Annotated in this window: 14 protein-coding genes and 3 tRNA genes; all 17 read left to right on the top strand. The window is 33.1% G+C overall.

Translation table 11 applies throughout. The features are described 5' to 3' along the window. Nucleotides 1-924 (top strand): ribokinase, encoded by a 924-nt coding sequence (gene rbsK, locus QZ286_RS00180; protein ID WP_291254959.1) that lies wholly within the window; start codon nucleotides 1-3, stop codon nucleotides 922-924. Beyond that, nucleotides 911-1,318, top strand: a complete 408-nt coding sequence (gene rbsD / locus QZ286_RS00185; RefSeq protein WP_291254960.1) for a D-ribose pyranase — start codon at nucleotides 911-913, stop codon at nucleotides 1,316-1,318. The genes rbsK and rbsD overlap by 14 nt, the downstream gene beginning before the upstream one ends. A gap of 9 nt (nucleotides 1,319-1,327) precedes the next feature. Then, nucleotides 1,328-2,824, top strand: a complete 1,497-nt coding sequence (rbsA, locus tag QZ286_RS00190; protein WP_291254961.1) for a ribose ABC transporter ATP-binding protein RbsA — start codon at nucleotides 1,328-1,330, stop codon at nucleotides 2,822-2,824. Next, the gene (gene rbsC, locus QZ286_RS00195; protein ID WP_291254962.1) at nucleotides 2,818-3,744 is read left to right on the top strand and encodes a ribose ABC transporter permease; all 927 of its coding nucleotides are present in this window, start codon (nucleotides 2,818-2,820) and stop codon (nucleotides 3,742-3,744) included. The genes rbsA and rbsC overlap by 7 nt, the downstream gene beginning before the upstream one ends. A 17-nt stretch (nucleotides 3,745-3,761) precedes the next feature. Continuing rightward, nucleotides 3,762-4,634: a ribose ABC transporter substrate-binding protein RbsB gene (rbsB, locus tag QZ286_RS00200; protein WP_291254963.1), complete on the top strand. Its 873-nt coding sequence runs from the start codon at nucleotides 3,762-3,764 to the stop codon at nucleotides 4,632-4,634. A 193-nt stretch (nucleotides 4,635-4,827) separates the two neighbouring features. Beyond that, nucleotides 4,828-5,745: a dihydrodipicolinate synthase family protein gene (locus QZ286_RS00205; protein ID WP_291254964.1), complete on the top strand. Its 918-nt coding sequence runs from the start codon at nucleotides 4,828-4,830 to the stop codon at nucleotides 5,743-5,745. A 256-nt stretch (nucleotides 5,746-6,001) separates the two neighbouring features. After that, nucleotides 6,002-6,505, top strand: coding sequence for a hypothetical protein (locus QZ286_RS00210; RefSeq protein WP_291254965.1), 504 nt, complete (start codon nucleotides 6,002-6,004; stop codon nucleotides 6,503-6,505). 52 nt (nucleotides 6,506-6,557) lie between these two features. Beyond that, nucleotides 6,558-7,829 (top strand): MFS transporter, encoded by a 1,272-nt coding sequence (locus tag QZ286_RS00215; protein ID WP_291254966.1) that lies wholly within the window; start codon nucleotides 6,558-6,560, stop codon nucleotides 7,827-7,829. Between the two features lie 7 nt (nucleotides 7,830-7,836). After that, the gene (locus tag QZ286_RS00220) at nucleotides 7,837-9,348 is read left to right on the top strand and encodes a hypothetical protein (protein WP_291254967.1); all 1,512 of its coding nucleotides are present in this window, start codon (nucleotides 7,837-7,839) and stop codon (nucleotides 9,346-9,348) included. An 8-nt stretch (nucleotides 9,349-9,356) separates the two neighbouring features. Next, on the top strand, nucleotides 9,357-10,640 hold the full coding sequence (locus QZ286_RS00225; RefSeq protein ID WP_291254968.1) for a nitrate/nitrite transporter: 1,284 nt from the start codon (nucleotides 9,357-9,359) through the stop codon (nucleotides 10,638-10,640). A 15-nt stretch (nucleotides 10,641-10,655) separates the two neighbouring features. After that, entirely contained in the window at nucleotides 10,656-12,746 is a 2,091-nt protein-coding gene (locus QZ286_RS00230; protein WP_291254969.1) for a Xaa-Pro dipeptidyl-peptidase, read from the top strand. 111 nt (nucleotides 12,747-12,857) lie between these two features. Then, the gene (yvcK, locus tag QZ286_RS00235) at nucleotides 12,858-13,829 is read left to right on the top strand and encodes a uridine diphosphate-N-acetylglucosamine-binding protein YvcK (protein WP_291254970.1); all 972 of its coding nucleotides are present in this window, start codon (nucleotides 12,858-12,860) and stop codon (nucleotides 13,827-13,829) included. Further along, a complete protein-coding gene (locus QZ286_RS00240) occupies nucleotides 13,822-14,658 on the top strand; it encodes a radical SAM protein (RefSeq protein ID WP_291254971.1) in 837 nt (278 codons plus the stop codon). The genes yvcK and QZ286_RS00240 overlap by 8 nt, the downstream gene beginning before the upstream one ends. A gap of 183 nt (nucleotides 14,659-14,841) precedes the next feature. Further along, a tRNA-Thr gene (locus QZ286_RS00245) sits at nucleotides 14,842-14,917 on the top strand. 3 nt (nucleotides 14,918-14,920) lie between these two features. After that, a tRNA-Glu gene (locus tag QZ286_RS00250) sits at nucleotides 14,921-14,995 on the top strand. A gap of 17 nt (nucleotides 14,996-15,012) precedes the next feature. Further along, a tRNA-Tyr gene (locus QZ286_RS00255) sits at nucleotides 15,013-15,097 on the top strand. A 150-nt stretch (nucleotides 15,098-15,247) separates the two neighbouring features. Further along, a partial coding sequence (locus QZ286_RS00260; RefSeq protein WP_291254972.1) for a GTP-binding protein occupies nucleotides 15,248-15,466 on the top strand: 219 nt, incomplete at its 3' end.

Below are 15,466 nucleotides of genomic sequence, written 5' to 3' on the forward strand. Positions count from 1 at the left end.
ATGAAAAAAATAGTTGTAGTTGGAAGTATAAATATGGACTTGGTTACAATTTGTAATAGAGTGCCTGAGGGAGGAGAAACACTTTTTGGAGAGGAGTTTTTTCAAGTTCCTGGAGGGAAAGGTGCTAATCAGGCAGTGGCTATTGGAAAATTGGGTACAGATGTAACTATGCTTGGTAAAGTTGGGAAAGATTCTTTTGGAAAAGATTTGATAGAAGCTATGAAGAAAAGTGGTGTTAAGACTGAATATATAAAAGAGGGAGAGAAGGCCACTGGAATAGCAAAGATAATAGTTGAGAAAAATGGACAGAATAGAATACTCGTTGTAGCAGGTGCTAATAGTGAGGTAGATAGAGAGTATATAGATGAGCATCTAGATGTAATTAGAGATTGTGATGTTTTGGTAGCTCAACTGGAGATACCAATTGAGACAGTTGCTTATGCTCTTGAAAAGGCTAAGGAATTTGGGAAAATGACTATTCTAAATCCTGCACCAGCTAGAGAATTAAGTGAGGATATAATTAGAAATAGTGATTTGATAATTCCTAATGAGAGTGAGTTAGCATTGATGACAGGAATGAAAACTGACACTCACGAAGAGATAAAAGAGGCTGGAGAAAAGTTATTAAATTTAGGAGTGAAAGATCTTATAGTGACTTTGGGAAGTAAGGGATCTTTACATTTAAATAGAGAGGTATGTGAATTTCACTCAGCTTATAAAGTTAAGGCCGTTGATACAACAGCAGCTGGTGATAGCTTTATAGGTGGGCTAGTGAGAGAGTTAAAAGGTAACAACTTAAGTGAAGCTATAGAGTTTGCAACAAAAGTTTCAGCCATAGCAGTTACAAAAAAAGGAGCTCAAACATCAATACCAACAATAGAAGAGGTAGAAAATTTTAAGGGGGTAAAAAATGAAGAAAAGTAGACTTTTAAACAGCGAACTATCATATGAGATATCAAAAATAGGGCATACAGCTCATATTACACTTTGTGATGCTGGACTTCCTATACCCAGAGATGTAAAGAGAATAGACTTGGCAGTAGAAGCTGGACTACCTAGTTTTATAGGTGTTTTGGAGCCTATATTGAGTGAGATGCAAGTGGAAGAGATTGTATTAGCTGAAGAGATAAAAGATAAAAATCCTGAGATGTTGAAAAATATAATGGAAGCTTTTGAAAGAGCGAATATGAGTCCTGAAATAGTTTGGGTAAAACACGAGGAGTTTAAGAAAATAACAAAAGAGAGTGAGGCAATAGTGAGAACTGGAGAGTGTTCTCCATATTCAAATGTTATTTTAAAATCAGGAGTAGTTTTCTAGGAGAAATTTATGAATAAAGAGATTGTATTAAAGATGAGTGACATAGTAAAAACATTTCCTGGAGTAAAAGCTTTAGACGGAGCTAGTATCAATATATATAAAGGTAGAGTTATGGCACTTATGGGAGAGAATGGGGCTGGAAAATCTACACTTATAAAAGTTATGACAGGAATCTATAATATGGATAGTGGAAGCCTCTATGTTGGGAATTCAAAAGTTGATTTTAGAAATGTAAATGATTCTCAAGAGAAGGGAATAGCAGTTATACATCAAGAGTTAAATCTTATTCCAGAGCTATCTATTACAGAGAATATATTTTTAGGTAGAGAGATGGTAAATTCATTTGGAACAATAGATAGATCTCTGATGAAAAGGGAAGCGAAGATGCTCCTAGATAAGTTGAATATCAAAGAGAGTGAGGATACTCTAGTTAAGGATCTAACTATTGGAAAGATGCAGATGGTAGAGATTGCAAAAGCTCTTTCACAAAATGCAAAGATAATAGTTATGGATGAGCCTACAGATGCACTTACAGACAGTGAAACAGAGAGCTTGTTCAAAGTTATTAGAGAACTTACTGCTGAGGGAAAAAGTATTGTCTATATATCTCATAGACTGAAAGAGATTCCTGAGATCTGTGATGATATAACGGTGATGAGAGATGGTAAATTTATCTGTGAAGCTGAAGTAAAGGATATTGATGAAGAGTTTATAATTAGAAATATGGTAGGAAGAAGCCTTGATGAGCAGTTTCCGAGAGTAAAAGTAGAGAAGGGAAAAGAGGTTTTAAAAGTACAAAATTTAAAAAATAGATATGTCAATGATATTTCTTTCACATTGCACGAGGGTGAGATCTTGGGAATATCAGGATTGATGGGAGCTGGAAGAAGTGAGTTGGCAAAAACTATCTATGGACATTTGAGAAAAGATAGTGGAAAAGTACTTATAAACGGAGAAGAAAAGAATATAAAATCAGCCAAAGCTGGAATAGAGTGTGGAATAGCTTATGTATCTGAGGATAGAAAAGGTGACGGATTGGTTTTGGGAATGAGTGTTAAGGATAACATGACACTATCAGCTTTAAACTTTTTCTCAAATATTTTTAAATTAGAGCATAAGAAAGAGGAATCGAGTGTAGAGGAGTATATTAAAAAATTTAGAATAAAAACTCCTACTATGGAGCAAAAAATAAAAAATTTAAGTGGTGGAAATCAGCAAAAGGTAGCTATTGCTAAGGCTTTATTGACAAATCCTAAAATCTTGATATTAGATGAACCTACAAGAGGAGTAGATGTGGGAGCGAAAAAAGAGATTTATGACTTTATCAATGAACTAAAATTAAAGGGCTTGAGCATAATAATGATATCTTCAGAGATGCCAGAGATAATAGGACTTAGTGATAGAATAATAGTTATTCATAATGGTAAGATTACTGGAGAGTTTTTAGCTGAGGAAGCAACTCAAGAAAATATAATGAGATGTGCAGTAGGAGGAAAAGAATGTTAAAAAAAATATGGAGTAATAAGCCACTAATAGGACTTATTATATTTGTAATAATAGTATCTGTATTAAATCCCAGATTTTTAACTCATGCAAATATGTTGAATGTATTGAGACAGACTTCAATTAACTCGATAATAGCAATAGGAATGACTTTGGTAATATTGACTGGTGGGATCGATCTATCTGTAGGTTCTATATTAGCAATTTGTGGGGCTGTGATGGCATCACTTTTAAATTCAGGTCAAAATCCAGTGTTTGCTTTAATAATAACATTGATTTTAGGATTGGTTTTTGGATTTTTTAATGGATTTTTAGTTGCAAAGATGAAACTCCAAGCTTTCATAGTAACGTTAGTAACAATGACATTTTTAAGAGGAGCAACACTTGTATTTACAGAGGGAAAACCAATAACTATAGATGATGGTGGTATGCTTTTTGAAAATATAGGTGGAGGTTATATATTTAATATACCTATTCCTATTTACATTATGGTGGTTCTTTTTATAGCTGGGTACTATCTGTTGATGCATACAAAATTTGGAAGATATACCTATGCTATAGGTGGAAATGAAGAAGCTACAAAGCTTTCAGGTATAAATGTAGATAAGGTAAAGATATGGGTATATGGATTATGTGGTATGTTATCAGCTCTTGCAGGAGTAATTTTAACTTCTAGATTATATTCAGCTCAACCTACAGCTGGAAGTGGTTATGAACTAGATGCTATAGCTGCAGTAGTTTTAGGAGGAACATCTCTTGCTGGAGGAGTTGGAAGAATCACAGGGACAGCATTAGGAGCATTGATAATTGGTGTTTTAGGAAATGCTTTAAACCTATTGAATGTATCGTCTTACTATCAAATGATGATAAAAGCTTTGGTAATTTTAGTGGCAGTTTTAATAGATAGAAAATCTAATAAATAAATGTTGAGGTGATGAGAATGAAAAAAACAATGAAATTATTTGGAATGGCAGCTTTAATTATGGTGGTTTCAAGTGTTGCTAATGCAGAAAAAATAGGACTTGTAGTATCTACTCAAAACAATCCGTTCTTTGTTACATTGAAAGAGGGAGCAGAGGCAAAAGCTAAGGAATTAGGACATGAGTTAATAGTTTTAGATTCTCAAAATGACCCTTCTAAAGAGTTGGGAAATGTAGAAGATCTATTGATAAGAGGAGTAGATGTTCTATTGATAAATCCTACAGATTCAGATGCAGTAGCTAGTTCTGTAAGAGCAGCAAATAGAAGTAAGGTTCCAGTTGTAACATTGGATAGAGCGGCAAATAAAGGTAAAGTAGTATCTCATGTGGCATCAGATAATGTTTTAGGTGGAGAGATGGCTGGAAACTACATAATAGAACAGTTAAATGGTCAAGGAAAAGTTGTAGAGCTTGAAGGAATACCTGGAACAACAGCTGCTAGAGATAGAGGAGCTGGATTCAACAAAGCTGTAAATGGTAAGTTGACAGTAGTGGCAAAACAGGCTGCAGACTTTGATAGAACAAGAGGATTGACAGTAATGGAGAATATATTACAGGCTCAACCTGAAATTAATGCAGTGTTTGCTCATAATGATGAGATGGCATTAGGAGCTTTAAAAGCTATTGAAGCAACAGGAAAAGATATATTAGTTGTGGGATTTGATGCAACTGATGACGCTGTATCAGCTGTTAAAGCTGGAAAATTAGGGGCGACAGTGGCACAAAAACCAGCTGAAATAGGAGCTGTAGGAATAGAAGTAGCTGATAAAATTGTTAAAAAACAAGATGTTCCAGCAAATGTTCCAGTAGCTTTAGAATTGATAAAAAGATAGGATATGATTAGGAGAGAGGTGCAGAAGTGTGCCTCTCTCCTCTTTGTTATTATAGAAGAATAAAAAACAACTTTTTTGAATTTTATATTGACAAATTGTTTTATTTTTAGTACAATGTTCTCGTGAACAATAATTATAATAATACAATTTATATGGTAAAAAAGTGAAAGCTATTTAAAAAGGAGTGTTTAAAATGAGAAATTTAGAGAAGTATCATGGAGTAATACCAGCATTTTATGCTTGTTATGACAAAGATGGAAATATTAGCGTAGAGGGAGTAAAAGCTTTAACTAGATATTTTGTTGAAATGGGAGTTAAAGGTGTTTATGTAGGAGGATCTTCTGGAGAGTGTATTTATCAATCTAAAGAAGAGAGAAAAGTAGTTTTAGAAACAATAATGAAAGAAGCACAAGGAAAATTAACTGTAATAGCTCACGTAGCTTGTAACAACACAGCTGACAGTATGGAATTAGCTGCACATGCAGAGAGTTTAGGAGTAGATGCAATAGCTGCTATACCACCTATCTATTTCCGTTTACCAGAGCATGCAATTGCTAAATACTGGAACGATATCTCAAGTGCTGCACCTAATACAGATTTCATAATTTATAATATTCCACAATTAGCAGGAGTAGCTTTAACACCATCATTATATAAAGAAATGTTAAAAAATCCTAGAGTAATTGGAGTTAAAAACTCTTCAATGCCTATTCAAGATATCCAAACATTCAAAGCTATAAGCGGAAAAGATTCTATCGTATTCAACGGTCCAGATGAGCAGTTTATCGGTGGATTTATGATAGGAGCAGAGGGAGGAATAGGAGGAACTTATGGTGCAATGCCTAAATTATTCCTTAAAGCTTTAGATTGTTTCAAAAAAGGAGATTACGAAACAGCTCGTGCTATCCAATATGATGTAAACGATATAATTACAGCTCTATGCTCTTGCAAAGGAAATATGTATGGAGTAATTAAAGCAACTTTAAAAATTAACCACAACATAGAGATTGGAGGAGTTCGTTCTCCATTAGCAAATCTTGTTGAAGAGGATATGCCAAAAGTAGAGGCAGTTGCAAAATTAATAAGAGATACAGAAGCTAAATACTTATAATTTAAATGATAAAAAAGCCCCAGAGATGGGGCTTTTTTATTTTTGTAAAAATCATATATTGGATGAAAAATAAAATATTATTAAAAAAAATATTATACATATATAAAATGTATATGGCTATATTGTGATGTTTGAAATGTTTATAATTTACAAAGTAAGTAGTTAAATAAAACAAACAATTGACTTTTAGAATAAAAGATGATAATATTTAAACGTAATTAAACAATATAACATAACGTTTGAAAATGGTGGGAATATGGAAAAATTGAAGGTTGAAGATTTAAAAAATGGATATACATACAATGCTAAGACAAAAATCTACTCTTGTGTATTTTGTGAAGAGGAGTTTGAAGATGGGTATATATATACAGAAGGTTATGATTATGTTACAGCTAAGAAAGCTATGGAATTACATATAGAGAAGGAACATCAAGGTATTATAAAGGCTTTTTTGAGCTTTGATAAAGAGGTAACTGGAGTTACAGAGACACAGAAAAAAATGATTCTGAATATGCTGGATAGAAAGACTACAAAAGAGATTGCCAAAGAGATGAGTATCTCTGAAGCTACAGTGAGAAGTAATAAATTTTATCTTCAGAAATTAAAAAATCAAGCTAAGATATTCCTTGCAATAATGGAGGAGTTAGAAGAGGTTTTACAGGAAGATGAGAGTTATCTAAATCAAGAAGATGGAGAGTTGAAAAATGTTTTTGAAACAAACTCAATGCAACTCTTCTTAAAAACAAAGGGATTGAAATAGGTGATATTGTTAAATGGTGGAGAGGTATATAGATAGAAGATGGAATATTTATATGATAATCATAAGTTATTTTATAAATAATTGTGTGAGTGGAGTGGTTTATGATGTGTATATAAACTACCTACAGGAGATAGATATAGATATTGCAAAATCATTTTGGGGATATTATGGATACTCTATGTTTATATCAGCATTTATAATCACATTTATAAATAAAATAGGTTATAAGAAAATTCTTTTTCTTTCAGTAGGAAGCTGTAGTATAGGACTATTTGGAACTTTTTTATTACAGAGTGGTTTTTTTATAAGGATATTTATACTTCTGCTTTTGAGTGGAATACAGCTACACTACCTAATCTTGTTACCTTTTATAAATAAGTATACAAAATTAACTGAACAGGTAAAGTGGTTTTCAAGAGTTTATTATATAGGTTATGTTGGTTTTTTTATGACCACATACTTAGGAGGATATGCAACGATAGAGTTTTTTTCTAGAGTAACAAATCGTACATATCTAGAGGCGAAGGGCTTATCCAACTCTTTGGATACGATGGATAGTTTATTAAAAAGTCTCTATGTAACCTCAATGGGAAGGGTGATCCTGCTCTTGGGGATAATCTCTCTTTTAGGAATAATACCACTATTTTTTATAAAGGAGAATAGAGAGGATTACAGTGAGATTAGAGAGGGGAATAAAAATTTTGTAAAAGATATATTTAATAAAAGAAGAGAGATATTTAATAGATATTCAGTACTGTATCTTATCTATTGGGGGTTGAATAACTTTGCAATCGGATTGTTTGTTCCATACTATACAATTTATTTCAATAGATATTTGAATATAGATAAGGTAACAACATCTCTACTACTTTCACTATCTTATATTGCAGTGGTACTCTTTATGTTTTTTACAGATACCATAGCCAAGCTAATAGGAAAGGTAAAGACACTATATCTTTCGATACTTTTGGCTATACCATTTATGATCTTGGTAGCTGAAGGGAATAGGTTTGGAGATAGTCGTATCTGGATAATAGGAGTGGCCTTATTTATAAGAACAGGGATTATGAACTTGGGAAGTCCTATAGATAGTTCTTTGGCTGTGGAGGTTATAAATGAGAAGATGGTTCCACTATACACTGGAATAATAAGTTTTATAACTGGAATAGCTGGTGTTTTAAGTGGTCAATTTACAGGTAAGATACTATTTGATCTACCCAATGGATATAAGTTAGGTTACTATTTAGGAGCAGGTTTATATTTTGTAGGGGCTTTGATAATTGCTACTAATTTTTCAAGATTTAATAAGATTAAAGGAGAGTAGTTAGTATATGGGAATGGAAGCAGAGAAGCGGGAGAGTAAATTTCAAAAGATATTAAAAGAGTTAGAATATATCAAATATACTCTAAATGGATTGATGACTTGGGATAACTTGATAAACTTACCCAATGGAGCCATAGAGTATAGAAAAAAAGTTATGAATTACTTTGTTCAAGATTACTATAAAAAAATCTGTTCTATAGAGTTTAGACGTGGTTTTCAGAAGTTGGAAAACAAAAGTGAAAAGTCAGAGATAGAGAGAGCTATTTTGAGGAATATAAGAAAAGAGTATGAACATATGCAGAAGATTCCAGTAGAGGAGTATGGAAGATATGTTGAACTCTTGACTGAAGTTGAAGAGGAGTGGAAAAAGGCTAGGGAGTTAGATGATTACTCTAAAGTGAAGAAGGGCTTGGAAGAGGTATTCTCTTGTTTGAAGAGCTTTGCTAAATATCGTGGGGAAGAGAGTAGAACATATGAAACTTTAGTGGAATATTATACAGAGAATATAACTTTGGAAAGAGTTGAGGATGCAATTTCAGAGATGAAAAAGGAGCTACTACCAATTTTACAAAGTGTTAAGTTGAGAGCTGAAGAGAGTTTAAAGCTAAAGGTTCAAGATGAAAATAGGCAGTTGATACTTTCAAAAGAATTGATGAGTTTGCTAGGCTTTGATTTTAACTTTGGAAGAGTAGATATTGGGGAGTATCCTACAACTTTGAGCAATACTCCTAATGATGTAAGAGTGATAACAAGCTTTAAGGATAATCTATTGACAGGGGTCTACAATACTTTGCATGAGTGTGGAAAGGGGTTGTATGAGCAGGGGATAGATAGAGAATTACTTGGAAACTACTTAGGGGAGATACCTTCTCAGGTATTGAATGAAGCGATAGCTAAAATTTATGAAAATAGAATAGGAAGAAATAAAAAATTTAGTGCCGTTTTGTTGGAAGAGATACAAAAAGTTTTTCCAGAGTTCCAAAATATAGAAGAGGAAGAGTTTTATAGAGCGATAAATAGAGTGGATAAAAATCCTGTTAGAATAGAGAGTAATGAGCTGAGCTACAATTTCCATATAATATTGAGATATGAGTTGGAGAAAGAGATATTTCAAGGAAGTCTAAAATTTGAAGAGTTGTTTGAGAGATCTCAAGAGAAGTATAGAAAATATCTTGGAATAGAACTGACAAAAGAGGGTGATGGAGTTTTACAAGATGTCCATTGGGTGAGTGGCTATATTGGATTTTTTCCTATTTACATAGTGGCTGACATAATAGCGGGACAGCTTATAAATCAATTTGAAAAAGAGGAGAGTAAACTGGAGGAGATAATTGAGAAAAGAGAGTTCTCTAGACTGAAAACTTGGTTGACTGAGAGGGTATTTAAATATGGAAGTTTGTATAGTTTGGAGGAGATTTTACTAAGAGTAACTGGTGAAGAGATAAATCCTAAATACTATATCGAGTATATGACTAGTAAATATAAAAGTTTGTATAATATAAAATGTAAAGCAATCTAGGAGGAAAAATGGAACGTTTTTTAGAGAAATTTGGATTAGGAGAAAAATTAAAAAAGAATTTGTTAGCTATTTTAATAGTTGCAGTGGGAGGGGCTATAATCTATGGTTTACCATATTTCCGTTATGACTATTATGACGCTTATTTGAAAGCTTATAACTTAACAAATGTACAAATGGGAGTTTTTGGAAGTATATATGGAGTTTTTGGAATGGTGTCTTATCTTTTTGGTGGTTATGTGGCAGATAGAGTTTCTGTAAAGAAAATACTTGTACTATCTTTGGTAGGAACAGGTGTTGGAGGATTTGTTCACTTGATACCAAACATTAGTTTTACTGCTTTAGTTTTACTATATGCATTTTGGGGATTTTCATCTTTATTTGCTTTCTGGCCAGCTTGTGTAAAGGCTGTTCGTATGTTATCTGATGCAGAGGGACAGGGAAAAGCTTTTGGAATATTTGAAGGTGGTAGAGGTGTAGCAGCTGCTTTGGGAGCATCGGTAGCTGTTATTGTATATAGACTAGGAGTTAAAGGGCTAGTAACTGATGAGATTTTAGGAATGAAATATGTTATCATATTTTATTCAGTTATAAATGTACTTTGTGGTCTGCTAGTGCAATTTAATATGAAAGATGAGATAATGAAAAGTGATGAGAAGATCTCTTTTGCTGATATTGGAAAGGTAGTCAAATTACCAGCAGTTTGGATAATATCTATAGTAACTTTCTGTAACTATGTATTTACGCTATCACTATACTATTTTGTACCATATGGAACATCACTTTTGGGAATGACAGTAACTTCAGCGGCAATATTAGCAGCAGTAAAGAGATATGTATCACCGCTATCTAATATAGGTGGAGGATTCTTGGGAGATAAGATGGGAACAAGTAATCTTTTATCAATCTCTTTTATAGTTATGGCTTTAGGAACAGCTGGAATCTTATTTTTACCATTTAGTGGAACTACTTTAGTAATTTGGCTATTTGTAATACTATATATAGTAAACTATCTATTCTACAATGTGAATTACAGTCTTGTTTGGGCTATGATGGAAGAGGGGGCTATTCCAGATAAGTACTCAGGAACAGCAGCAGGATTGATATCTACAATAGGGTATTTACCAGAGATATTTATCTCTCTAATGGCAGGGAAGATATTGGATAAATTCCCAGGAGCATTAGGTTATCGTTATTTCTTTGGTTATCTAATTGTAATGTTATTATTAGGAGCTGTGTTTGTTGAGATTTGGAAAAGATACTTAAAGAAAAATAATCTTGTTAAAACAAAATAGGTAGGGTGTGTTGTAATGGAGAAAATTATAGAAGTTATTTTAAATAATATGGAGACGTTAAAAGAGAAGATTGGGGAGTGTAGAGATTTAACTACTCAAACTGAGATCATAGATTTTCTAAGAGAGAAGAGAGAAAATGGAGAAACAAATTGTGAGTATCTAGCTAGAGAGGGATTTTTTGATAAGATAAGTAAAAATGAGAAAACTCCATTAGTTTTTGATGGAAAGATACAGCCTGTATTCGATTATGAAGAGTGCATTTTTGAAAAGGTATTTGTAGAGACAGATTTAGATACAGATGGAGATGGGAAGAGAGATCTTGTAGCTGTATATATTAGAAGACCTAAAGAGACTCTTGAAGGGATGAAAGTTCCAGCTATCTATGTGGCGAATCCATATATGATGAAGTGTGTTGAAGAGGTTTATGAAAAGAGAATGTACAATGTGGATAGAGATTTAGATCCAACTATAAAAGAAGAAGAGAAAAGAGAGGAAACAGTACAAAAAGAGTTACCACCAAAAAGAATCAGTGTGGGAGAGGCAACTGTATCACCTACTGAAGAGATAGAGTTAGATTGTATATCTGAATGGTATAAGTATTTTAACTCTAGAGGAGTAGCTTCTGTTTTCTCAGCTGGGGTAGGAACAGAAGGATCAGAAGGAATAAACTGTACAGGATCTAAAGATGAAAAAAAATGGGTAATATCAGTAATTGAATGGTTGAATGGAAAGAGAAAGGCTTTTACAGATAAAGAGAATAATATTGAGATAAAAGCTGAATGGTGTACTGGAAGAGTGGCTATGTCTGGAAAATCTTATCTAGGAACAATGTGTATTGCTGCAGCAACTACAGGAGTAGAGGGATTGAAAACAGTTATTCCAGAGGCAGCTATTTCAAGTTGGTATAATTATTATAGAATGAATGGAGTTACAGCTTCTCCGTTAGGTTGGCAAGGTGATGATGCAGACTTGCTAACTGATTATTGTAGATGTAGAAAGCTAACTGATGATGAACAGATAAAGATAGCTGATAAGATCTCTGGAAGTATGAGAAGATGCTCTGATAGAGAGAGTGGAAATTACAATGATTATTGGAGAGAGAGAGATTACCTATTGGATGTTGATAAGATAAAAGCTTCAGTATTTATTGTACATGGATTAAATGACTGGAACGTAAAAACAAATCAATGTTATAACTTATGGAATGAGTTGAAAAAATATGGTGTTCCAAGTAAGATGATACTTCATCAAGGAGAACACATATATATAGATAGATTAAAAGGTATAGACTTCAATGAGATTATGAATATGTGGATAAGTCACTGGCTATATGAAGTGGACAATGGTGTGATGACAAAAGTTCCAGATGTTTTAGTACAAAGTAATTTAGATCAAGATGAATGGTTGAAGTTTGATAAAAACTCAAAAGGAATTGAAAAAATCTATAGAATTGATAAAAATGGAAAACTTTCATTAAATTCAAAAGAGATCAGTGAAAAGAGTTTTCAATTGAGAGATGATATAACAGCTCTAGGATTTGATAGAGAGAGTAAAAAAAGTGAAGAGTGGCAGAAGCACTTAGTGTTAGATGTAGATAAAGAGAGAAAAGAGAGAGCTATCTACTTAGGAGAGGTTTTAGATGAAAATATGATAATCTCTGGTGGAATAAAAGTTGGACTAGATTTTGTAAGTAAGCAAAATAAAGGTCTTTTGAGTGTTATGTTAGTTGATTATGGAAAACAGAAAAGATTGAATCCTGAGCAAAAATTTGTAGAGGAAGAGTGTATAACTCTAGGAAGAAAAACAGGAGAGGTTTCTAGATTTTTCTTTGCAAAAGATGATGAGTATAGTGAGTATAAGATAATCAGTAGAGGACATATGAATCTTCAAAATATAAGAGGAAGAGAGAAGAAGATAGCGATTGTTCCAGGAGAAACTTATAGTTGTGAGATAGATATGATACCTACAAACCATATTGTACCTAAAGGAAATAGAATAGGGCTTATAGTATATGGAACAGATGTTGAGATTACACAACGTCCATTGGAAGTTATGGAGTATGAGATAAAAGAGAGTAGCATAGAATTGAAGTTTGAAGAGAAGTAAGGTAATAGAAAAGAGCTGTTATAATAAGGGCTGTAACAGCTCTTTTTGTTGCTTGATTTTTTATTGATTTCGAGAGATAATATAGAGGGATAAGATTGACTGGGAGGAGTTATGAATAAAAAACCAAAAGTTGTAGTTATTGGTGGCGGAAGTGGGATATCTGTTGTTTTGAGAGGATTGAAATACCTTCCAGTAGAGTTGACAGCTATTGTGTCTGTAGCTGATGACGGTGGAAGTAGCGGGGCTTTGAGAAAAGAGTTTGATTCACCACCACCTGGAGATTTGAGAAACGTTTTAATAGCGTTAAGTGATGTAGAGCCAATAATAGAGGATGTATTTCAATATAGATTTAAAGAGGAGAGTTCTATAGGGGCACACCCTCTAGGAAATCTGCTTATAATGGCAATGAATGAGATAACAGGGAATATGGGAGTAGCTGTAGATAGATTGAGAAAACTTTTTAATATAAAGGCTAAGATACTTCCAGCAACATTGGAAAGAGTTGTTCTTTATGGTGAAACTGAGAGCGGAGAGATCATTGAAGGGGAGTCAAATATACCACTTGCTCAAAAGAGAATAAAAAGAGTATTCTATAGAAATGAAAGAGTTGCCCCAGAGGAAAATTTAAAGGTTTTAGAGGAAGCTGACCTAGTAGTTTTTGGAATAGGAAGCTTGTACACAAGTCTAATTCCAAATCTGTTATTGAAGGGTGTGAAGGAGAGCTTGGAGAAAACTAAGGGAAAAGTTGTATATGTATGTAATGCAATGCAACAACCTGGAGAGACAGAGGGATATAGTGCGGTAGATCATATAGAAGCTATCTGTGAAGTGATAGGAGATAAGATTGTAAAGGAGATTGTAGTTGATACAAGAGAGATTCCAGAGGAGATATTAAAAAGATATCGTAAACAAAATAGTGATAAGGTAGTAGTAGATAAACATGAGTTGAAGAAAAGAGGGTTGAAGGTTAGGGATAGAGATATTTTAGAGATTGATTCTAAAGGTATGGTAAGACATCATCCTTATAAGCTTGCAGCAACGTTGTACTCTTTGATAAATAATTGGGAGGAATTTTATGTTTAAACATGTATTTGGACCTGTACCTTCAAGAAGATTGGGTATTTCTTTGGGAGTTGATATGGTAGTTCCTAAGAGTTGTAATATGAATTGTGTTTTTTGTGAGTGCGGGGCTACAAAAAAATTAACTCTAAAAAGAGAGAGTTTTAAAGATGTTGAGGAGATAAAAAATGAGATGCAAGAGGTTTTAAAAAGTGTAAAACCTGATTATATAACTTTTTCTGGAAGTGGAGAGCCAACTTTGAGTAAGGATATAGGAGAGGTTATAGAGTGGATAAAGGAAAATACAGATGTGAAAGTCTGTGTAATAACAAATGGTTTGTTATTGAAGGATGATAAGGTTGTAGAAGATATAAAAAATGCGGATTTAATAATTCCAACATTAAATAGTGTAGATAATTTAATATTTAAAAAGATAAATAGACCTTCTGTAGAAAGTGATGTTTCTCAATTGATGGAAGGATTAAAAAATTTGAGCGAAAAGTATAGTGGTAAAATATATGTTGAGACATTTATAATAGAAGGTTTAAATGATTCAGAGGAACATACTCAAAAGATGATAGAATTTTTAAAAAATATAAAATTCAGCAAGTTACAGTTGAATACTTTGGATAGACCAGGGACAGAGATGTGGGTTAAACCAGCAAGTCAAGAGACATTGAAGAGAATAAAAGAGAGATATAATAGAAATGGAATAATGAATGTAGAGATTGTTGGTGAGATGAAAGAGTTAGAAAAAAAGATAGAATTGAATGCTGAATTGGTAAAAAATATGGAAGAAAAAAGAAAATATTCTGAAAAAGAATTGGAAAAAATATATAAATTAGAAAAATAATCAAAAAAAATTAAAAAATATTTTTTTAGAAAACCCTTGAAAATATTGGGTTGAAATGGTGTTAAAATAAAAAAATAAAAAAACTTTAAAATTTTTTTAAAAAAGTGTTGACAGTTTTTATTATATGTGGTAATATTATATATGTCAGCGGGACGTGAGAAACGCAAGACGAAAAAAAGAGATGCCGCTTTAGCTCATCTGGTAGAGCAACTGACTTGTAATCAGTAGGTGATTGGTTCGACTCCGATAAGCGGCACCAGATGCCCCGTTCGTTCAGTGGTAAGGACATCAGATTTTCACTCTGGAAACAGGGGTTCGATTCCCCTACGGGGTACCACTAAAAATTTAATAATCGGTGAGGTTCCCGAGTGGCCAAAGGGATCAGACTGTAAATCTGCCGGCTCTGCCTTCGAAGGTTCGAATCCTTCCCTCACCACCATTTATTAACTACACTAAAATGTTTAAAGCATGATGTGTGGATTTTTTTTTATAAAAATATAAGTTTAATAAAGAAATAAGTGGAAATTTTAGTAAAATAGTAGTAAAATGAATTATAGTATTATAAAAAACATTTGGAGGTATATTCAGAATGGCTAAAGAAAAATTCGAAAGAAGTAAACCACACGTTAATATTGGAACAATAGGACACGTTGACCACGGAAAGACAACTACAACAGCAGCTATCTCTAAAGTACTAGCAGACTTAGGACTAGCTCAAAGAGTTGACTTTGAAAACATCGACGTAGCACCAGAAGAGAGAGAAAGAGGAATAACTATCAACACAGCTCACATAGAGTATGAAACAGCA

Origin of the sequence: Fusobacterium sp., assembly GCF_019012925.1 — a bacterium.
In the GTDB taxonomy this organism is placed as follows: domain Bacteria; phylum Fusobacteriota; class Fusobacteriia; order Fusobacteriales; family Fusobacteriaceae; genus Fusobacterium_A.